This window comes from Bullifex porci, from assembly GCF_009695635.1.
GTDB lineage: Bacteria > Spirochaetota > Spirochaetia > Sphaerochaetales > Sphaerochaetaceae > Bullifex > Bullifex porci.
Genome location: NZ_VUNN01000024.1, coordinates 1 through 20,078 on the forward strand (window position 1 = coordinate 1; position 20,078 = coordinate 20,078).

17 protein-coding genes and 1 tRNA gene are annotated in these 20,078 nt (G+C 37.7%); 10 read left to right on the forward strand and 8 right to left on the reverse strand.

Going from position 1 to position 20,078, the window contains the following annotated elements; genetic code table 11:
- Positions 1 to 133: 133 nt before the first annotated feature.
- Genes purB through hpt form a run of 4 tightly spaced genes read right to left on the reverse strand, consistent with a single transcriptional unit; the run spans position 134 to position 3,979 of the window.
- Positions 134 to 1,519, reverse strand: a complete 1,386-nt coding sequence (gene purB / locus FYJ80_RS09800; RefSeq protein ID WP_154426421.1) for an adenylosuccinate lyase — start codon at positions 1,517 to 1,519, stop codon at positions 134 to 136.
- A 7-nt stretch (positions 1,520 to 1,526) separates the two neighbouring features.
- Entirely contained in the window at positions 1,527 to 2,801 is a 1,275-nt protein-coding gene (locus FYJ80_RS09805) for an adenylosuccinate synthase (protein ID WP_154426423.1), read from the reverse strand.
- A gap of 57 nt (positions 2,802 to 2,858) precedes the next feature.
- Complete coding sequence (locus FYJ80_RS09810; RefSeq protein ID WP_154426425.1) at positions 2,859 to 3,398, reverse strand: phosphoribosyltransferase; 540 nt, start codon at positions 3,396 to 3,398, stop codon at positions 2,859 to 2,861.
- A gap of 17 nt (positions 3,399 to 3,415) precedes the next feature.
- Positions 3,416 to 3,979, reverse strand: coding sequence for a hypoxanthine phosphoribosyltransferase (gene hpt, locus FYJ80_RS09815; RefSeq protein ID WP_154426427.1), 564 nt, complete (start codon positions 3,977 to 3,979; stop codon positions 3,416 to 3,418).
- Between the two features lie 146 nt (positions 3,980 to 4,125).
- Here hpt and FYJ80_RS09820 point away from each other — a divergent pair, with 146 nt between their 5' ends.
- From FYJ80_RS09820 to FYJ80_RS09840, 5 genes are all read left to right on the forward strand, one after another.
- Positions 4,126 to 6,057, forward strand: a complete 1,932-nt coding sequence (locus FYJ80_RS09820; protein WP_154426429.1) for a dehydrogenase E1 component subunit alpha/beta — start codon at positions 4,126 to 4,128, stop codon at positions 6,055 to 6,057.
- 91 nt (positions 6,058 to 6,148) lie between these two features.
- On the forward strand, positions 6,149 to 7,687 hold the full coding sequence (gene pheS, locus FYJ80_RS09825) for a phenylalanine--tRNA ligase subunit alpha (protein WP_154426431.1): 1,539 nt from the start codon (positions 6,149 to 6,151) through the stop codon (positions 7,685 to 7,687).
- Positions 7,687 to 9,378, forward strand: coding sequence for a phenylalanine--tRNA ligase subunit beta (gene pheT, locus FYJ80_RS09830; protein WP_154426433.1), 1,692 nt, complete (start codon positions 7,687 to 7,689; stop codon positions 9,376 to 9,378). The genes pheS and pheT overlap by 1 nt, the downstream gene beginning before the upstream one ends.
- Positions 9,379 to 9,380: 2 nt before the next feature.
- Positions 9,381 to 10,151, forward strand: a complete 771-nt coding sequence (locus FYJ80_RS09835; protein WP_154426435.1) for a hypothetical protein — start codon at positions 9,381 to 9,383, stop codon at positions 10,149 to 10,151.
- 33 nt (positions 10,152 to 10,184) lie between these two features.
- A tRNA-Gly gene (locus tag FYJ80_RS09840) sits at positions 10,185 to 10,256 on the forward strand.
- A gap of 83 nt (positions 10,257 to 10,339) precedes the next feature.
- Here the strand turns inward: FYJ80_RS09840 and FYJ80_RS09845 are convergent.
- Together FYJ80_RS09845 and FYJ80_RS09850 are read right to left on the reverse strand one after the other, a co-directional pair.
- Positions 10,340 to 10,960: a cytidylate kinase-like family protein gene (locus FYJ80_RS09845; RefSeq protein WP_154426437.1), complete on the reverse strand. Its 621-nt coding sequence runs from the start codon at positions 10,958 to 10,960 to the stop codon at positions 10,340 to 10,342.
- A gap of 18 nt (positions 10,961 to 10,978) precedes the next feature.
- On the reverse strand, positions 10,979 to 12,337 hold the full coding sequence (locus FYJ80_RS09850) for a Na+/H+ antiporter NhaC family protein (protein WP_154426439.1): 1,359 nt from the start codon (positions 12,335 to 12,337) through the stop codon (positions 10,979 to 10,981).
- A gap of 282 nt (positions 12,338 to 12,619) precedes the next feature.
- Here FYJ80_RS09850 and FYJ80_RS09855 point away from each other — a divergent pair, with 282 nt between their 5' ends.
- From FYJ80_RS09855 to FYJ80_RS09875, 5 genes are all read left to right on the forward strand, one after another.
- Positions 12,620 to 13,327 (forward strand): outer membrane beta-barrel protein, encoded by a 708-nt coding sequence (locus tag FYJ80_RS09855; protein WP_154426441.1) that lies wholly within the window; start codon positions 12,620 to 12,622, stop codon positions 13,325 to 13,327.
- Complete coding sequence (locus tag FYJ80_RS09860) at positions 13,324 to 14,889, forward strand: S41 family peptidase (RefSeq protein ID WP_154426443.1); 1,566 nt, start codon at positions 13,324 to 13,326, stop codon at positions 14,887 to 14,889. The genes FYJ80_RS09855 and FYJ80_RS09860 overlap by 4 nt, the downstream gene beginning before the upstream one ends.
- A gap of 227 nt (positions 14,890 to 15,116) precedes the next feature.
- Positions 15,117 to 16,733 (forward strand): Na+/H+ antiporter NhaC family protein, encoded by a 1,617-nt coding sequence (locus FYJ80_RS09865; RefSeq protein ID WP_154426445.1) that lies wholly within the window; start codon positions 15,117 to 15,119, stop codon positions 16,731 to 16,733.
- Between the two features lie 89 nt (positions 16,734 to 16,822).
- Positions 16,823 to 18,010, forward strand: a complete 1,188-nt coding sequence (manA, locus tag FYJ80_RS09870; protein ID WP_154426447.1) for a mannose-6-phosphate isomerase, class I — start codon at positions 16,823 to 16,825, stop codon at positions 18,008 to 18,010.
- Positions 18,007 to 18,582 carry an exonuclease domain-containing protein gene (locus FYJ80_RS09875; RefSeq protein WP_154426449.1) on the forward strand — a complete coding sequence of 192 codons (576 nt, stop codon included), beginning with the start codon at positions 18,007 to 18,009 and terminating at the stop codon, positions 18,580 to 18,582. The genes manA and FYJ80_RS09875 overlap by 4 nt, the downstream gene beginning before the upstream one ends.
- Here the strand turns inward: FYJ80_RS09875 and FYJ80_RS09880 are convergent.
- Both FYJ80_RS09880 and FYJ80_RS09885 read right to left on the reverse strand, forming a co-directional pair.
- Positions 18,569 to 19,144: a hypothetical protein gene (locus FYJ80_RS09880; RefSeq protein WP_154426451.1), complete on the reverse strand. Its 576-nt coding sequence runs from the start codon at positions 19,142 to 19,144 to the stop codon at positions 18,569 to 18,571. The two genes, FYJ80_RS09875 and FYJ80_RS09880, sit on opposite strands and share 14 nt — an antisense overlap.
- Positions 19,141 to 20,028, reverse strand: a complete 888-nt coding sequence (locus FYJ80_RS09885) for a phosphatase PAP2 family protein (RefSeq protein ID WP_154426453.1) — start codon at positions 20,026 to 20,028, stop codon at positions 19,141 to 19,143. Before FYJ80_RS09885 ends, FYJ80_RS09880 begins: the two co-directional genes overlap by 4 nt.
- Between the last annotated feature and the right edge of the window lie 50 nt (positions 20,029 to 20,078).

Here is a 20,078-nt window from a genome sequence, read left to right on the forward strand (position 1 = left end):
TATTTACATCATGTATTAATTTATTGATATTTTGGACAAAATTGAAGGCGAATGCTCGCTTATATGCTCGCATTCGCCTCTTTTTCATTTAGCACTATTTGTTTTTAAAGGCTCGTGCAACAGCCCCATAGCTTTAAGCTCTAGATAGAACTAATTCACAACGTTTTTTCGCGTCTCCCGTATAAAGAGAAGCATCCATAAAGGCTTTTATTTCATCATCATTCATAAAGGCTTTAATTTCATCTCTACCTGATAGATATTCAAGTAATCTATTTTCCTTACCATTTTGAACATCTGCCCAGGCTCTGAGACTTTCCTCTCTGATAACCTCATGCATCTCCTGTCGATTTGCTCCTCTCTTTCCAAGCTCCATTAATAGTCTTTCTGTTGCACTAAATAGGCCATAGGAGGACATAAGACGATTGATACCTGTCTGATGAATTTGCATTCCTGCAACTACCTTAGTAAGAGTAAGAAGAGCTTCCTCTGTTGCTAAGAAGCTTTCAGGAAGGAGTATTCTTCTATTTGCTGAATCATCTAAGGTTCTCTCTAGAAAGGTTGTTACACTGTTTTGCCAAGCGACATTGTACTGTGCTGAGACAAAGCGAGTGAGGGAATCAATTTTTTCACAGTTTATTGGATTTCTCTTAAATGGCATTGCAGATGAGCCAACCTGCTTTTTGCCAAATGGCTCAGACCACTCACCAATAGGAGGAGACTGCATTATTCTGAAGTCTGCTGCAAATTTATACATTGTTGCACAGAGACTTGAGAGAGCTGCAACTACTCTTAAATCCTGCTTTCTTGTATATATTTGAGTTGCTGCATCGTAGGCCTCAAGACCAACCTCATCCATAACAGCCTTTTCAAGCTCAATAGCAGAAATATTTGAGCCCTTAACTAGCTCACAATAGCTTGCTGCAGTACCTACGGCACCCTTCATACCCTTTCCTCTAATTGACTTAAGAGTTATTTCTAGCTCCTTTCTATCATCAATTAAATCCTGAAGGGTTTGAGCAAAGCGATATCCAACAGTTGTGATCTCAGCTGGCTGAAGATGTGTAAAGGCCATACATGGTACATCCTTATACTCATCTACCTTTCTTTTAAATTCCTCAATAAGAGTATTTAAGCGAGTGAGTATTAATCCAAGAGCTTCCTTTAATCTAACTGCATCCATGTTATCTAAAACATCCATGCTAGTTGCTCCAAGGTGGATGATAGCACCCGCCTTAGGACATTGCTCTGCATAGGTCTTAATTTCTGCCATTAGATCATGCTTAATTTCATTCTCGATTTCAGTCGCTCTTTCTATATCGATATCATCCTTATGCTCTTCAAGCTCTTTAATTTGCTCCTCTGTAACTAAGCCCGCCTTAGCCTCAGCCTTAGCGAGGGCGATCCAAAGGCGTCTAAGGAGCTTTCTTTTATGGACCTCAGAGTAAATCTCCTTCATCTCATCAGAGCCATAGCGCCAAGTGAATGGGGATATGAATGTATCGTGTGTAAATGTGTTCATAAAACTCCTATCTGATAATAAGCTGGTCTCTCTCTGGGCCTACAGAGATAAAAGTAATGTGTGTGCCAAGCTTCTCCTCGATCATGAGGACATAATCCTTTGCCTTCTGAGGGAGCTCATCCCAGGTTCTGCACTTACTTGTATCACACATCCAGCCTTCCCACTCCTCATAAATAGGTTTAGCCTGCTCCTGAAGTAGTGTGTTTGGAAGATATGTATAGTATTCTCCATTAATCATATAGCCAGTACAAACCTTAATTTTTTCAAAGCTATCTAATACATCGAGCTTGGTAAGTGCTAAATCTGTAATTCCATTCATGTAGCAAGCGTAGTCAGCCGCTACTAAATCTAACCAGCCACAGCGTCTTGGGCGACCTGTTGTTGCTCCATACTCTCCACCAATATCTCTGAGCTTATCACCATCACTATCAAAAAGCTCTGTCATGTATGGGCCACCACCAACACTTGTTGAGTATGCCTTTACAACACCAACTACCTTGTTAATGTATCTTGGAGCAATTCCTGCACCTACACATGCACCTGCTGATGTTGGGTTTGATGATGTTGTATATGGATAAATACCCCAGTCGTTATCTCTCATGATACCAAGCTGACCCTCAAGAAGAATCTTCTTTTCAGATTCAATAGCCTCTCTAATGATTGGAACTGTATCGATGATGTAATCGCCAAATCTATCCTTCCAAGCCTTACATACATCCATTAATTCCTCAACTGTAAAGGTCTTTAAGCCATAGTACTCAAGGTCTCTATTCTTTTTAGGGAGTAAAAGCTCAATTCTCTTCTTAAGCCAAGCTTCATCCTTTAAATCTCCCGCTCTAATTCCCATACGAGCACCCTTATCGCTGTAGCAAGGGCCAATACCTCTCTTGGTAGTACCAATTTTCTGATCTGAGGATCTCTTACTCTCCTCTGCACCATCAAGTAGAGTGTGGTAAGGCATAATTAAATGAGCTCTTTCATCGATAAATACATTAGTTACCTTTTCTCCTGTTACCTTCTCGATGTTCTCAATCTCCTGCTGCATTGTAGTAAAGTTTACTACTGTGCCAGCTCCTACGATATTCATTGTATCATCGTTGAATACTCCAGATGGAATGATATGTAGAGCAAATTTACCCTTATCATTGATTACTGTGTGACCAGCATTGTCACCGCCCTGGAAGCGGATAACCATCTCTGCATCTTTAGCAAGGTAATCGACAACACGTCCTTTACCTTCATCTCCCCACTGAACACCTACTACTGCTGTAACATTACTCATCTTCTTTTATTCCTTATGTATAAAAAGATATAAGGAGGTCTTGGACCTCCTTGTATACTACTTATTAATATTCTTTAACATCTCAGCCTCACAAGCTGTATGTTCGTCTATATCTATAGCATCCCATGGATATTTAATCCACATATCCTCAATTTCGAGTGCTGGATAGTATCTCTTAATCTCTGGTGGAAACTCTACATCCTTTTTCTTTAGCTTATTATGTAATACGAGAACTGCTATTTCCTCTGGCTCATAGCTTAAAAGCTCTCCAACGCAATATGCAAGAGTTGCTCTAGTATCATCAACCTCATCGATTAATAGGATCTTCTTTCCCTTAAGCTGCTCAGCTACCTCATCAATCCACTGAATCTTTGTAGGATGTGTTTTATGCTTATTATCCATTCCATAGTATGAAATACCAACAGCATAAATTGGTCTATTAATAAATGTTTTAATCATTCTTGCTGGGATAAAACCGCCAGAACCAATTGCAACAATAACATCTGGATCAAAACCGCTTGCATTAATTTTTTCTGCAAGACCCTTTACTAGCTTATGAACTGTGTTATAGCTAACATAGAACTTATCAGCGTCCATTATATTACTCCTTTAGCTTAGTGAACTGGATACATCTCTGCGATGTAAGGTAGTGTTCTATACTTCTCTTTATAGTCAAGGCCATACCCTACAACCCATACATCAGGAATGGTAAATCCCATGTAATCAAGCTTTAAGTCAATTTTATGTCTTTCAGGCTTATCGAGGAAGGTTGCTATTCTAACAGATTTAGCACCTCTAGTTGCAAAGTTTCTCTGCAAATATGCAAGTGTATTACCACTATCAAGAATATCCTCAACAATTAATACATCGCGACCTGCCATGTCTTCTCTAATATCCATAAGCATTCTTACGTTACCTTGGACTTCACCTTTATTACCATAGGATGAGATAGCGATAAAATCTACGACATGAGGAATAGTAAGCTTACGACATAGATCAGAGAGGAAAATAAAAGAACCTTTCAATACGCCAATGAGTATTAAAGGTTCAGTAATATCTCTGTAATCGTTGTTAATCTGGATAGCAAGCTCTGTGACTCTACGATTGATTGTATCAGCATCAATTAATACCTGAGCTAGGTCCTCTGTTAGTGGTGGAATCGTTAGTGATTTAGCCATTAATAAACTCCTTTGTTTGATTACGTGAATATATTATTGAAAAAAGTTTATTTATAAAAGAGTAAAATAAGAGAATATTGCAAACATATTAATGGAGATGTATTATGAATTTATCTTTTGAAAGACTCTACATCTGGGGAAAGTGAATGACTGATAATACAGAGATACTCGTTGGGATGTATCTTTCTCGTTTTTTTGAGGAAAAAATACAAGAGCTCTTTGATAAGGGCATCATGTATGGTACTACCCATTTAAATATTGGACAGGAGGCCAGCCATTTTGGCCTATGCTCAGCACTAGATCGTTCTGATTGGATTGTTCCAACTCATCGTACACATGGCTTTAATATAGCTAGAGGCTCATCAATTTATAAAATGTTTTCAGAGATGCTTGGTAGTAAGCATGGCCTATGTAAGGGGCTTGGTGGCTCTATGCATATGACAGATAAGGCGAGTAATAATGCGGGCTCCTCAGCTGTAGTCGGCTCAGGAATTGCTATTGCCTGTGGAATTGCCTTTGCTCTTAGAAAGCAAAAGAAGAGCTCAATTGCAGTAGCTATCTTAGGAGATGGTGCAACTAGTAGAGGTGTTTTGCATGAGTGTATGAACCTTGCATCTGTATGGAACCTTCCTGTAATGTTTTATTGTGAAAATAATCACTATGGAATGAGTGCCTCTGCAGAAAGAATGATTAGTACTCCAGATATCTCCTCTAGAGCTAAGGGCTACTCTATGAAGGCCTTTAAGTGTGACGGTAATGATTACGATGCAGTCTATGATACAGTTAAAAAGGCACGAGCCTATATGATTAATAATAGTGAGCCTGTATTTGTAGAGGTCGATACATATCGCTACTGTGGACACTCAAAGAGTGATAAAAGAGTTTATAGAAGCGAGGAAGAGGAGAAGAAGTGGAAGGAAAAGGATCCTCTTACTGCCTATGAGCGAAAGCTCTACATGGATAGAAATACTATTAGAGAGCTAAGAAGTAAGGTTAGAGAATTTGTAGACTCAGAATTTAATAGAGCCTTTGAGAAGAAGGATGAGGTGTTAACACTAGAGGAGACTAAGGAATATGTTTATGGCACAGCTCCTGATATTAAGGTTCATAAAAGTGGAATGCATCCTTCAACGTATCGCTTAGCAATTAGAGAAGCTCTTAGTGAGATTCTAAGAGATGAAAAAGCAACCTTAATAGGGGAAGATGTTGGTAAGTATGGTGGCTGCTTTGGCGTTACAGGACCTCTATATAATGAGTTTAGTGAGAATATTTTAGAAACTCCCGTAAGCGAGGAGGCCTTCACTGGTGTTGCTGTCGGTGCAGGTATTATGGGTGAGAGAGTTATTGAAGAGATTATGTATGGTGATTTCTTAACTCTTGCAAGTGATGGTCTTGTAAATCATGCAGCTAAAATAAGATATATGTCAGCAGGACAGCTATCATGTCCAATGGTTATTAGAGCTCCAATAGGCTCTGGCACAGGACATGGCTCACAGCATACACAATCCTTAGAGGGAATGTTTTTAAATATTCCTGGCTTAAAGATTGTTGCTCCATCAGATCCATTTACTGCTAAAGCTCTATTAAAGAGTGCTTATGAGGACCCAGATCCTGTACTTTACTTAGAGCATAAGGCTCTTTACGGCTTTTCAGGTGAGTGTGGAGACTCCTTAGCTTCATTCCCAATTGGAAAGGCCCAGCTGCTCTCAACTGGGGATGAGATGACAATTATCTCCTATTCAAGAGCAACACTTACAGTCAAAAAGGCTTTAAGTGAGAGTAATAGAAAGGTAGATCATATAGATTTGCTATCACTAAGGCCAATAGATTTTGAAACAATTAAAAAAAGTGTTATAAAGACTGGTAAGGTACTTCTTGTAGAGGATCCTTCCTTTATGGGCTCTGTAATGGCTACTATTGCAGCCCTAATTTCCTGTGATGAGGAGTGCTTTAAGGCCTTAAAGAGTTCTATTAAATGTATCTCAGGAGAGGATACTCCTATTCCTTTCTCAAGAGAGCTAGAAAGAGCGGTAGTTCCTCAAAAGGACAAGCTAGTTGAAATCATTTCTACATTTTGAAAAGAATTCTTTATGTGTGATACTTTTAATTTTTGTTAAATCTATTTAATATGGATGTACTTGTTTTGTTAATAAAATGGAGAACATTTTTATGGATATCGATGTAAAGAATCTGCATCCACTTGAAGTCAGACTTCTTAGAGCAGTAAAAATGGGTGAGGATATCACCGCTGAACGCATTATTAAGGAGCTCGATTACAAGGTTGGACAGTGCAACCAGGCATTCAGTTGGCTCTCTGCAAAGGGTTTAATCGTTGAGAAAAATAGAGTCAAATATGCTTTTTATGAGCTTACAGACACAGGTAAAAGTCAAGCAGAATTAGGTCTTCCTGTTGAAAGAATTTTTACTTTCTTAAAGGAAAATGGCGCACATACTCTTCCTGAGATTGCAGCTAGTTTATCTCTTGAGCAGAGTGATGTTGGTTCTTCCTTTGGTCAGCTCTCTGGCGCTAAATGTGCAGCTCTTAATGGAGAAAGAAAGGCTGAGCTTATTTCAGATTCCCTTCCTAATGATGTTGTAATTGCAAGAGCATTAATTAATAAGGCTCTAAATGCTCCTTTGATGGAAGCTGATCTTACTAAGGAAGAGAAGAATGCAATTAAGGGCTTAGCAAAGAAAAGAGGAGCTGCAGCTTCTACATTCAAATATGTTGAAAAGGAAGATGTAACTTATACTCTTACTTCTGATGGACAAGAGGTAAAGGACGCACTTTTAAAGGCAAATATCACAGGTGAGGAGTTTGGTCTTTTAACACCTCAAATGATTCAAAGTGGATCTTGGAAGAATGGTACCTTCCGCCCATATGGCTTAAATGCTCCAGTAAGTAGAATTATTCCTGGTAGAACTAATGCCTATGGTGATTACCTAATGTGGGTAAAGGATAAGCTTGTTTCCTTAGGCTTTGAGGAATTTGATGGACCACTCGTTGAAAATGAGTTCTGGAATGGCGATGCACTCTTCATGCCTCAGTTCCACTCTGCACGTGATATCCATGATGTTTATTACATTAAGGACCCAGTACATTGTAAAGAAATTGAGGAGCCATGGCTTAGTAGAGTTGCTAAAACTCATGAGGATGGTGGGGACACAGGCTCTAGAGGCTGGGGATATACCTTCGACCACGAATTTACACGCCGCCAAGTAATGAGAAGCCAGGGTACTGTACTATCAGCACACCAGCTTCCAAAGGCAAAGGTACCAGGAAAGTACTTTGGTGTTGCTCGCTGCTTCAGATATGACCAGGTAGATGCAACTCATGGTGCAGATTTCTATCAGACAGAGGGTATCGTTGTTGGTAAGGATGTAAATCTTAGAAACCTTCTTGGCTTATTAAAGATGTTTGCTGAAGAGGTTGCAGGTGCTGAGGAAGTAAAATACGTACCAGGATATTTCCCATTCACAGAACCTAGTATTGAGGTACACATTAAGCACCCTAAGCTTGGTTGGTTTGAGCTTGGAGGAAGTGGTATCTTCCGTCCTGAGGTTACAAGAGCTATGGGACTTGATGTACCTGTACTTGCTTGGGGCCTTGGTATCGATAGAATGGCTCTAATGCATCTTGGTCTAAATGACCTTAGAGAACTCTTTACTCCAGATATCGAGAGCGTAAGAATGAGGAGAGGAAACTAATGCCAAAGATTGAAACACATGAGAATCTATTCTACAGCCTTTGTGGAAAGAGATATACAGATGATGAGCTTGTAGATATCTTCCCTGTTGCTAAAGCTGAGCTTGATGGACGTGAGGGTGATAAGCTTAAAATTGAGTTAAATGATACAAACCGCCCAGACCTTTGGTCTGCTGCTGGTGTTGCTAGAGCTCTCAGAACCTATGAGAGTGGAAAGAAGTATGAGTATAACTTCTTCTCTACTAAGGATGATGTTAAGGATAGCGGCAATAGATGTATCATCGATGATGCTTCTGCTCTTGGTATTCGTGATTACTCAATTGCCTTTGCAGCTAAGGGTTGTAAGGTAACAGAGGAGATTCTATTAACCTTAATCCAGAGTCAGGAAAAGCTTTGCTCTAACTTCGGTAGAAAGAGAAAGACTATTGCTCTTGGTATTTATAGAAGTGATTTAATCACATATCCTGTTCACTACTGTGGTGCAGATCCTGATAAAACAAGATTTGTTCCACTTGGTATGACTGAGGAGCTCTCTCTTAGAGAGATTTGTGAAAAGCATCCAAAGGGTAAGGAATATGGATATATCGTAAGTGATAAGCCTCTTTTCCCATACCTTTATGATGATAAGGGCGAGACACTTTCATTTCCACCTGTAATTAACAGTGCAAAGATCGGTGCTGTTGAGGTTGGTGATGAAAATCTCTTTATCGAGCTTTCAGGTCCTATCCTTGATGACCTTCTTCTTACAGCTTCAATCCTATCCTGCGATATGGCTGATATGGGCTTTGAAATTCTTCCTGTAAGAGTAAAGTTTGCTAAAGAAACAAAGTATGGAAGTGAGATAACAGTTCCATATTACTTCCAGTCCTCTCAGAGCTGTGATATTGCATATGCAAGAAAAACTCTAGGTGAGGAACTCACAGAGGATGAGTGTAAGGCTGCTCTTACTAACATGGGTGTTGATAGCTCAATTAATGATGGTGTTATCACAGTAAAGGTTCCTGAGTATAGAAATGACTTTTTACATGCAGCTGATATCGTAGAGGATATCATGATTGGTCATGGCCTACTTAACTTCGCTCCAGTATTATCTGCTGAGTTCACTAAGGGCTCTCTATCACCTGCTGAAGAGTATTCTAGAAAGGTTAAGCGCTTAATGGTTGGCTTAGGCTTCCAGGAGATGATGTACAACTACCTTGGCTCAAGAAAGGAATATGTTGATAACATGCACATCTCTGATGAGAAGGTAGTATTTATTGCTAACCCAATGAGTGAGAACTATGAGGTAGTAAGACCTTCTGTTCTACCTTCACTTTTAGAGAGTGAGAGTGTTTCTGGTCATGCTCAATATCCTCATAACATCTTTGAAATTGGTAAGGTAGTTTATAAGGATGAGAATGATAACAGTGGAACTGTTACTAAAAACCACCTTGGCTTTATGTCTAGTGATAACCAGGTAGGCTTCAATGAAGCAATTTCATATGTTAATACATTGATGTACTTCCTAAATAAAGAGTACACACTCCAAGCTGTAGAAAATGATGGAAGATTTATCCCTGGTAGAGCTGCTAAGGTATTAGTAAATAATGTTGAGGTAGGCTTATTTGGTGAGGTTCACCCACAGGTTCTTGAATCATGGGGCTGCTCAATGCCAGCTATAATGGCTGAATTCGATATCGATGCTTTACTTTAATTATGTCGTTTTCTAAGAAGGATAATTACTATATTCTAGATGGCCGAGAGCTAATGCCCTCGGCTATTTTAGCTGAAGTACAAAGGCTAGATGATGAAAAAAGAGGAAAGCTCCTCCTTGATGAAAAGGTCGCAGAGAAGCTAAATAAGCTTTTTTCTAAATACATCAATGCGCCTCGCTTTGACAAGCTTTACTTTATGCATGCCTCTTACGAGCTATTTTGCTATTTAGCAGAAAGCTCTGATGATGTTTTACTCGATATGGTTTCTAAAAATATGGGATTAAAAACCTATGAGCAAAGTAAGAGTGAGCTACCATTTTCCTCCTCATACCGTGATTACTGGTTAAAAATGAGTGAGGAGGTTTTAACTAGTGAGGGCTTTGATAGCTACCGCTTTGGCACTGTAAAGATAGATAGAAATGGGTGCTATCTTTATGATGATGAAAAGGCAGTAATGTATATTGAAATCTCAAGAGATGGAGATGATAGTCGTAATGCTCTATTAAGCTTTTCACTTCTTGGAAACCCAGAAGCAATAGTAAGTGAGGATCAGGAGAGAGAGTTCGAATGGTGCTGTTACTTTGATGATATGCTATCTAAGGAAGACCCTAGATTCTTAGGAGGAAAGCTTTCTACTGTAGATCCATATGGAGAGAGTAGTGTGACCTTTAGACGCTATGATGTGCATTTTAATAGCCTTGATGCTATTACTCTTGGCTTAATAGTAAAGGAGGCTGCAAGACTTCTTGCAATATATCCTCCTCTAGAGTGATTTTTTGATATAAATTTGGTATTATTACCATATGCGGTAGTAGTATAGTGGTTATTATGTTGGCTTCCCAAGCCGAGGATACGGGTTCGATTCCCGCCTACCGCTTTATTTTTTATAGTAAACAAAGCAATCGAGCTTGTGTTTTAGCTTTGAAGTATAGAATTAATAGCTCCTTTAGCGATTTTAGCTTATCCTTGAACGTTGAATTTCTTCTTTATAGCCTCAGCTAGTAACTTGGCTGTTTTTTCAATTCCCAAAAAATCTGAATTAATTAAAATATCTTTATGTAAGGGATCTGCGGGCTTATACCCAGCGTAGTTTAAATGATATGCATCTCTTGCCTTATCCAATTCCATTATAGTTTTCTTAGCTACAGCTTCCTCCAATTTTAAATCATTCACACAATGCATTAATCGTACATCGTATGGCGCATAGATATAGATATTAACAACATTATCCATATCCTCAAGGGCAAAATCTGCACATCGTCCTACAATAATGCAGCTCTCCTTTTTTGCAAGAGATCTTATAATTTCCTGTTGAGAATTAAATATTCTATTCTGTATGTCACTAGCAGAAGATAGTTTTTGTGGAAAATTCATATGTTTAAACCAACCACTTTGTGAAATGGCAGACTCTTCATTGTCATCGACAAGTGATACTGGTATATTAAGCATCTTAGCTGCCGCAGCTATTATTTCATTATCATAGCACTTTATCCCAAGTAGCTCAGAGAGCTTTCTTGCAATCGGTTGTCCCATGCTTCCAAACTGTCTCTCAATTGTAATTACATACTTTATTTCACTCATACCTCTAGTAAATCCTTTTTATATCATGAATCCACATATCAAGAAGCTGATACATGTCAACGCTGCCCCAATAGATACATATGGCAGCTGGGAAATTGCATGCTCTAAATTGTCAATTCCCGAGGCTTGGGATGATAGCAGAGTTGCATCTGTATAGAAGCAGGCATGGGAGCCGAAGGCACCGCCTGATACAATGGCTGCCATAATAAGTAATGGATTAGCTCCGATAGCTGCTCCTACAGGAAATAGAATCGGTGCAACAATAGCACTCATTCCCCAAAGAGAACCGGTAGCAAAACACAATGAAGACACTAAAATAAATGCTGTCATAGGGAAAAATGCACCCTTTAACAAAGGTGTAAATACGTCCAAGACAAAGGCTGTCATATTCATTTTGTCACAAATTCCAACTAGGACAAAAGAGACTATAAGCAAAAAGAGGACTGGTAACATCTCAGCAAATCCCTTGATTACTCGATTTAGAAAATCATCCAAGGTGACTACTTTTCTTGGTACATAAAGAATGAAGCATACACACAATGATACAATTACAGCCATTAAAAGATTTTTTGCCAAGATAGATACTGCAACAAGAACAACCATTGGGATTACAAAATCCCATATGTTTCCATCTTCCTCAAATCCTTTTGACTCCTCGTGATTATACTTTCTAGATGCATCGGAATATACCTTACCAGTGGTTTCTACCCTTTGAAATGCTTTTTTCATAGCACCAAGCTTTGGCATTGCACCTACAGCAAAAAGAAATACAATTAAAAGACAGAACATTGGATAGAAGAAAAAGGGAATTGCATGTATATATGTATGCATTCCTGTAGGGTATCCAAGCGCCTGCACACTCTCTTCTTCAAAAAATAGGGATGCATAAAATGCTGCCCATGTTGAAAAGGGTAACAGAACACAAACCGGTGCCCCGGTGGCATCAAGCAAATAGGCAAGTGACTCTCTAGGAAGCTTTCTGTCATCATATACATTTTTTATGCATACACCGATTGAGAGCACGTTGAGGTAGTCATCAACAAAAATGACAATACCCATGAGAAATGACATTAACATAGTTTTTCTTTGGGTGTTGCATATTTTAGTTACCACTTTTGAAAATCCGAAGCTTCCTTTCGATGCTCGCAATAAGACTATCAAGGAGCCAAAAAGGCCGCATACTAAGATAATCCAGACATTTTCTGAAACCTCTCTCTGGAGCATCGATGCCCAGTTGGCTAAAAAGCTCTTAGGTCCCCATAAGAAGAAGGCAGCTATCATAGAACCGATTATTAGTGACTCAGTACATCTCTTTGTAAGCACAGATGTTACGATGATAGCTAAAACAATTATTAGTGCTATTAATCCAGTATTCATATTTTATGAGTGTATTTTTAATCCCAAAAGATTAATTTATCAACACTTTAGCAAATGACTTGAGTCAATATCCTTTATCTCCGGATATTTGTTTATTAATGTATTAAGTAAAGATACTTCTTTAATTTAGTAGCTATTATTTTAATTGCTACACATTCTTAATCTTTTTTCTCTTTTAATAATCGAGTATTTTTTATTTTTATAGTATAAAACTTGATAACAAAAGTGATGCGATAAAGAGCTTTATTTGAATGATATTATATATTATATGGAGGTAATTAAATGAGGAAGCTCATTACTCTATTTTTACTTCTTACGTTAATGTTCACTCTGTGGGCATCTCCTGATGGGACATGGAGCATCGGCTTTTCCTCTGGCTATAGCAACAATGCAGTCCTTTATCAGAAGGGATATAGAATCGATACGGGATATGAGAATGGTAACGGATTTTCCATTTCCATCCCTGTTAACTATAAGGTGAATGATTTCTTCAGTGTTGAAACAGGAATTACATATGTTCAGAAAAACTTCACTTGGTCCAAGACACTCCGTACTGATTCAGAAACCTTGACGTTTTCACAAAAGCAGATAAATGGTTTTGTAGAAATTCCACTGTCACTGAGCTTTTCTATCACAAACTCTACAGTGTCGGCAGTTGCTTCGGCAGGACCTTATATAGGCATTTGGGCACACTCTTACAGGACTGACAGCCCTTATAACTCTTCTGTTGGCCTAAACGGTGAAGGAAAGTATGATACAGTATCTGGATTTCATAGCTTTAATAAGGCAGATAACAGGTTTGAGTTCGGCTTTATCTTCACTGCAGGTGTGGAAGTGGAGATATCAAGAACAGTGATGTTCCTAAGAGGAGTATATGATATCTCAATTACAGACCTTTCATCTGACTACCAGATTAGCCGTGTGGTAAGGCATAACAGCACGTTCCGCGCTGAAGCCGGAATGAGATTCTTGATTGGAGGTGCAGAATGAGAAAGATTATAACGCTATTACTTTTAATTGCGGTTCTTTTCACATCATGTAGCGGTGACTTCAAGCAGAAGATGCCTTACGAGTATTCAGATGATGGCACCTGGGAAGGTATCTTCTTAGGCTTCTGGCACGGTATGAACGAAAACTACGTATTCTGGGATGTAGACAAAACTGATTGGGATAATGTTTACAGAACTTATCTCCCACTCTTTAAGGATCTTGGAAAATACGAAAATGATGAAGAAAAAAATGAAAAGGCTGCACGCTACTTCTTTGATATCGTTAAAGGTCTTTCCGATGGACACCTTTCTGTTACACTGAATCTGGAGGACGATATACAAGGAATAAAGGCTTTTAATATCTCACCTGGGTTCATTAGACTTGCAAAGAGAACCGGTACGAGTGATGATGACATTTTCAATGAAAACTACGAAGATGGTTCTCTAATAAATGTCATTCAATATCTTCCACCGGAAGCAATGAGAGAAAATGCATATAATATCCTAGCATATGACTTTGGATTTAGTTTTCGTGATGCAAGCCATAATCTGAAAACAGATATTAAGAACCACTCTGACTTTATAAATGCAGAAGGTAAAACCATACTGCTTTATTCTAGTCGTTATCCGATAGGAACGACGGTGACAAGAAGCTGGGGCAATGTAACGTATTACAACACAGCGGAAGTAATTGGGAGTAGTGGGAAGGTTAATGACTGCTTCTCTTCCTGGACACTAATGATAGTTCTGAAAAATACTTTGAAAGATGCAACAAATCCTGATGGAACACATATTTACAATACAGATATTGAATCAATTCACTTTGCAGGTCTTTCAAAAGCAAATGAGAATATACCATCAGATATCGTGTACACTTGCTTCTCAGACTTTTTTATTACAGGATATGTAGAGGATGAGAAAACAAAGCCTGGAGTATATGAGTATCTTTCTTCATTTCACGATATCAAGGCAAATCCTAATGCAAAGGGTATGATCGTTGATATTAGGAGTAACGGAGGCGGATACAATCTTGATAGGGAGTATCTTTTTGGTGACATCATGAAGGAAAAGCAACTCTTCGGCTATCAGAAGACAAAGACAGGAGACAACAGGCTGGACTTCTCCGGACTCCTTCCAGTATATGTCTATCCTGAGGCAGAAAACATGTCTTCAGTATATAATAACACCGATGCAACCCATCTATATAACAAGCCTTTTGCGGTATTAACTAACTGCTACAGCGTGTCAAATGCTGAAATGACAGTTTTTCTTGCAAAGAGCATGCCTAAAGGGTGTCATATAGGGGCAACAACTTTCGGAGGTCAAGGTACGCTTGGTTCAACATTCCTTGAATTAAATGCAGGGCAATTCACAGTCGGCAAGTACATTTCGCAGGTATATACACCTTTTGCACAGATTGTTGATATCAACGGAGTTTCTCATGAAGGAGAGGGGTGCGTTCCTGATATTGAAGTTGAATTTAACCAATCGAACTTTGAGCAAGGTATTGATAACCGTCTTGATAAGGCCTTTTCTTGGGTGGATGAAAACAGTATAAAATAAATTATGGATTAAAGAGGCATAGGGGGATAATGCTCCTTATGCTTTCCTTTTTTCTATTCAGATTTTTATAGTAATTATTTATACCTAAAAAGCCAAAAATATTGTAATTATATCGATTCTTGTTAAAATACTAACATAATGGTGATTATTTTTACAAAAAGTTCAAAATTAACTAGTATTCTAAGTTCTTTTATTGTAGAGTATGTAAAAAGGAAATTTGATAATTTATGGCTCATTTTGGAATTTGGGGTCTTATTCCCCCTGTATTAACAATTACACTAGCATTTATTACTAAGGATGTAATTGTATCTCTATTTTTAGGAATTATCTCTGGTGCATTAATTGCAGCAGGTGGAAATCCTATCGTTGCTATTCTAAACCTTACAGATTTAATGGCTGATGTGCTTTCTGATGGTTGGAATATTAGAATTTTCCTATTCTGTGCTCTACTTGGTGGCTTAGTTGGTATGCTTAGTAGAACAGGAAGTGCTAATGCATTTGGTCTTTGGGCAAGAAAGAAAATTAATAGTCCAAAAACAAGCCTACTCCTTGCATGGCTTTGTGGTATCATCATCTTTATTGATGACTACTTCAACTCTCTTGCTGTAGGTACAGTCATGAGACCTATCGCTGATAAAAACAAAGTATCAAGAGCAAAGCTTGCATGGGTTCTTGACTCAACTGCCGCTCCAGTTTGTATCTTGGTTCCTATTTCCTCATGGGTTATTACAGTAATGTCTATTGTTAAGGGTAGTGAAGGCTTTGAGAGCTTTGGAATGAGCGAATTTGCATTCTTCATCAAAGCTGTACCATACAATATCTATGCTATCTTAACCTTAATTATGGTATTAACAATTATCTTCACTAATCGTGATTATGGTCCTATGAAGAAGAGCCAAAAGCTAGCTGAACAGGGTAAGCTCTTTAATGAAGCCTATGGTGATGCTCCAGGTGAAGTAGAAATTGTTACAAGTGGTAGAGCTAAAAACGCTAAGATGTTTGATATGTTACTTCCTATCATAGTTCTTATCATCTCTGCATTAATTATGTTCCCATTTACAACCTATCTATTAACTGTTGATGGCGAGACTATTACAAGTGTTTCTCAAGCAGCTGCAAGTATGTCTCTTGGTGATGCTTTTAATAATACCGATGCTTCAATGGCTCTTTGGTATGCAGTTATTATTACAGTAGCTTTTACATATATTTACTATATCTGTAGAGGTCTATTTAAGATTAAGGACGCTAGTGAAGCACTCATTAATGGTATTAAATCAATGGTTCCAGCTCTAGTAATTCTAGTTATGGCTTGGTCTATTGGTACTATTATTAAGTCATCTCCTGCTGATGGTGGCTTAGGTCTTGCTTCCTTCCTCTCTGAGGTAGTAGTTGGTGGTGGCTTCCCACTTGCTTTAGTTCCAGCTATTGTATTTATTCTTTCTGCTTTAATTGCATTTGCAACTGGTACCTCTTGGGGTACATTCGCAATCATGATTCCAATCGTAATGCCTATCGCAGTTGGCTTAAGTGCTGGTAAGGGTCTTGGTTCTGCAGAAGCATTAAATGCTACTTTAATTTGTGTTAGTGCAGTTCTTGGTGGCGCTGTATTTGGTGACCATGCATCTCCAATTTCAGATACAACAATTCTTTCCTCAACTGGTGCGGGCTGTCCTCACCTCGAGCACGTAGCAACACAGCTTCCATATGCATTAACAGTTGCAGTCTGTGCCTTTATTGGATTTATTGTTGGAGGCTTTACACTTTCAGCAGTTGCAGCTTGGATTACATCTTTAATTTGTTTTGCTCTTGCAATTATTTTCCTTCCAAAATTTATCAAGGAATGATTTAAGTACTTTGATTTAGTTTTAAATGCACCATGAATTCATGGTGCATTTTCATTATGTTAATGGTAAGATTATTTTAGGAGTCGTAAATGGAAATTAAAAAGATAAAAGGTGTAATCAAGGAGTATGATTGGGGAAGCTTAGATTTTCTACCATCCTTATTTAAATATAAATCAAATGGAAAGCCACAGGCTGAGGCTTGGTTTGGTACTCACCCATCTGGTGAAGCTGTCTTAGAGGATGGGACCCTGCTTTCTGAATTAATTAAGAGTAATCCTGAGAAATATCTTGGAAAGATTTGTATTGATCGTTTAGGTGATAAGCTACCTCTTTTATTAAAGGTGCTTGCAATAAGAACTCCTCTCTCTATTCAGTGCCATCCAACTAGAGAGCAGGCTAAAGCAGGCTTTGCTAAGGAAGCTCCTTTAAGAGAGAAGGGTGTGCTTCCAAAGGATCTTAATTACCAGGATGATAACCAAAAGGCAGAGGTTTTATATGCATTAACTCCTGTTACTGCAATGTGTGGCTTTAGAAGCTTTGAAGCAATAAACTACAATTTAAAGAAGCTAATTCCATCAGCTTTTGAATCATATTTTGAATCCTCAAAGGATATAGCAGATTTATTCTATAGACTCTATACACTCGATGTAGATTCTTTAAAGGGTGTAATTGATGAATTCTTAGCTAACATTGAAAAGAGTGAAGAGGAGTCAACAATTAATGGCTCTTACCTAACAGCTAGAGGCATTGTAGAAAATGTTTATCCTCTCTACGGTGTAGATCCAGGTGTATTAATGCCTTATCTATTAAATGTTATTCATCTTCGCCCAGGTGAGGCTGTATATTTAAAGCCTACTGTATTACATGCATATGTTAAGGGTAATGGTGTTGAGCTTATGAGCCTTTCTGATAATGTATTAAGAGGTGGCTTAACACACAAAAAGGTTGACGTTCCTGAGCTTATTAGTGTTATGACTAAGAGTGCATCAAGCCCTAATATTTGTAAAAAGAGTACAGATAGATTCCTAAGAGAAAGAATTGAAACTCCTACAGATGATTTTAATCTTTTAGTTCTTAAGAGTGGTAGCTACGATATTAATGAAGCTGTGCCTTCACTAATTTTGTGTACAGATGGTGTTGCTAGAGTTGGAACCTCAAATGACCATATAGAGCTTAAGGAAGGTGAATGCTGCTTTGTTCCATCTTGTGATGAAGAGTACCATGTAAGAGTAAATGGTAAGGTATTCCAGGCAGTAGTTCCAGAGACTCTAAAATGATATTTGTTGCTATCGATTTTGAGACAGCGAATCAAAGGAAGGATTCTGCGTGCTCAATTGGTTTAAAGAAAATGAATGAAAAGGGTAAGGTACTCTCTGAGTACTATGCCCTAATTAGACCAAAATACCCATATTTTGATCCTCGCTGTATGGCTGTTAATGGATTAGCAGAATTATCGATATTAAGGTCTCCAACCTTTGATGTACTATGGCCTGAGATTAAGGCCTTTATCGGTGATTGTCCTTTAGTTGCTCATAACGCATCCTTTGATATGAGTGTTTTAAAGTATTCATTAGCAGCATGTGATATTGTTGTGCCAGAGTATGAGTACTACTGTACTCTTCAAATGAGTAGAAAGCTCATGCCTCTTCATAGAAGCTATGCACTTACTTCGATTGTTCCCGAGGTATTAGATCTTACATACAATGCTCATAATGCAGCCGATGATGCATATGTTTGTGGCCTTCTATTTTGCTATATGCTTTCAAAGGAAGCTATTAAAGAAAAGGAAGATTTAGATGACTACCTCCTTTTTAAGGGTAGTCACTATCCTAAAACTATTTGTTTTTAATACTTATTTTTAAAATTATTAATGCATAGACAAAGCCTGTAATTAATATTACAGGTATTGCTATGCTTGGCTTTACTAAATTTAAAAATATTAATATAGAAAAAATAAGCATCTCACAAGAAAGTGTTATGAACATAAAGCATCCAGCCTTTTGAAGACGTTTATATATAAGCTCGCTTGTGACATATTTAAGATTAATTTTTACTTTGCTATCCTCTTTTTTTATTAATAGTGCGATAGCAAGCATGCAAAGACTTAAAACAAACAATACTAATGCTTCTACAGGAATAGCTATTCCAAAAGAGGATAGTACTATTAGAGCTATATAAAAAGAAATAAATACTAGGAAGGAGATAGAAATAGCATAGGAAAGCTTTGAAATCGATATGATATAAGCTGTTACTAATGGTATTAAAGAGAGAAGTATTAGATAATACCGTGATTTCTCTCTACCTCCTGTTAGTGTTAAGCTAATATTATTTGGTAGAAAAAATGTTAATACAGTAGTTACTACTATTAAGAGAGCTGATATTGTATATATCTTCTTTTCTACCTTATTCATTTCTTTAATAATCCTACCTTAGTTGCAAATAGTGGATATAGATAGAATACAGTAAAGCTTATTGTTGATAACCTAAATAGGTGTCTAAAATACTTATCTCCAATTAAATTTGAAATAGCGTATAAAAGAAGTAAAAATACTATACAAATAAGAGTATTTATTAGTGTAGCTTTAAAATTCCTACACTCCTTAAAGCTAATATATTTTCTCTCAAGGTATGCTCCTAGATATGCTCCTCCTGCAATTGTTGTGATGTCAACAAGAGGAGAGAATGCTAGCGTATCAACAATATTAAAGGTCATTAATGGTGTTAATACTATTGAAAATACTAAAGAGATGGCTCCTACTAAGAGGCAAAAGCGGTTATACCACTTAATATCATCATAATGCTTTAGGATATATGGAGTTAATAGTAGTGCTGTTGCAGTACCTAAAATATAACCAACTACTACATCTATTGGCCAGTGTACTAATAAATAATTTCTAGAGAGCCCTACAAATAGTGATAGTATAAAGGCTCCAATAAATAGTGCTTTTGAGCCAATAGCCTTTGCAAAGGAGATATAAAAGGAGGTGGCCGTTGTTGTATGCCCCGATGGAAATGAGTATCCATCCGCTGTTTCAACTCTATCTGCTAATAAATCGTTGTGAACTACAAATGGTCTTGGACTTCTAAATATAGCCTTTAACCCATTAGTTCCAATTAATGCAAAGAGCATAGATGAGATAAATGAAAAGGCCTTTTTCTTATCTATTCCATAGTAAAATACTATTGCAACTACAATCAGAATTAAGGCTTCTCCCAAAAAGGAAAGACAGTTAGCGATTACTGATAAAAAAGGATTTTGAATACTCTGGAAAAACTTTAATATTTGATACTGCATATTAACCCCATTTCAAATTTAATAAAAAATTATATATTTGTCACATTATT

What these genes read in the sequence shown, in the direction of transcription:
- manA (WP_154426447.1), top strand. Translation starts at nt 16,823, where the DNA reads ATGGAAATTAAAAAGATAAAAGGTGTAATCAAGGAGTATGATTGGGGA.
- FYJ80_RS09845 (WP_154426437.1), bottom strand. Translation starts at nt 10,960, where the DNA reads ATGAGTGAAATAAAGTATGTAATTACAATTGAGAGACAGTTTGGAAGC.
- purB (WP_154426421.1), bottom strand. Translation starts at nt 1,519, where the DNA reads ATGAACACATTTACACACGATACATTCATATCCCCATTCACTTGGCGC.
- FYJ80_RS09880 (WP_154426451.1), bottom strand. Translation starts at nt 19,144, where the DNA reads ATGAATAAGGTAGAAAAGAAGATATATACAATATCAGCTCTCTTAATA.
- pheS (WP_154426431.1), top strand. Translation starts at nt 6,149, where the DNA reads ATGGATATCGATGTAAAGAATCTGCATCCACTTGAAGTCAGACTTCTT.
- pheT (WP_154426433.1), top strand. Translation starts at nt 7,687, where the DNA reads ATGCCAAAGATTGAAACACATGAGAATCTATTCTACAGCCTTTGTGGA.
- FYJ80_RS09885 (WP_154426453.1), bottom strand. Translation starts at nt 20,028, where the DNA reads ATGCAGTATCAAATATTAAAGTTTTTCCAGAGTATTCAAAATCCTTTT.
- FYJ80_RS09820 (WP_154426429.1), top strand. Translation starts at nt 4,126, where the DNA reads ATGACTGATAATACAGAGATACTCGTTGGGATGTATCTTTCTCGTTTT.
- FYJ80_RS09865 (WP_154426445.1), top strand. Translation starts at nt 15,117, where the DNA reads ATGGCTCATTTTGGAATTTGGGGTCTTATTCCCCCTGTATTAACAATT.
- FYJ80_RS09860 (WP_154426443.1), top strand. Translation starts at nt 13,324, where the DNA reads ATGAGAAAGATTATAACGCTATTACTTTTAATTGCGGTTCTTTTCACA.
- hpt (WP_154426427.1), bottom strand. Translation starts at nt 3,979, where the DNA reads ATGGCTAAATCACTAACGATTCCACCACTAACAGAGGACCTAGCTCAG.
- FYJ80_RS09835 (WP_154426435.1), top strand. Translation starts at nt 9,381, where the DNA reads ATGTCGTTTTCTAAGAAGGATAATTACTATATTCTAGATGGCCGAGAG.
- FYJ80_RS09855 (WP_154426441.1), top strand. Translation starts at nt 12,620, where the DNA reads ATGAGGAAGCTCATTACTCTATTTTTACTTCTTACGTTAATGTTCACT.
- FYJ80_RS09875 (WP_154426449.1), top strand. Translation starts at nt 18,007, where the DNA reads ATGATATTTGTTGCTATCGATTTTGAGACAGCGAATCAAAGGAAGGAT.
- FYJ80_RS09810 (WP_154426425.1), bottom strand. Translation starts at nt 3,398, where the DNA reads ATGGACGCTGATAAGTTCTATGTTAGCTATAACACAGTTCATAAGCTA.
- FYJ80_RS09805 (WP_154426423.1), bottom strand. Translation starts at nt 2,801, where the DNA reads ATGAGTAATGTTACAGCAGTAGTAGGTGTTCAGTGGGGAGATGAAGGT.
- FYJ80_RS09850 (WP_154426439.1), bottom strand. Translation starts at nt 12,337, where the DNA reads ATGAATACTGGATTAATAGCACTAATAATTGTTTTAGCTATCATCGTA.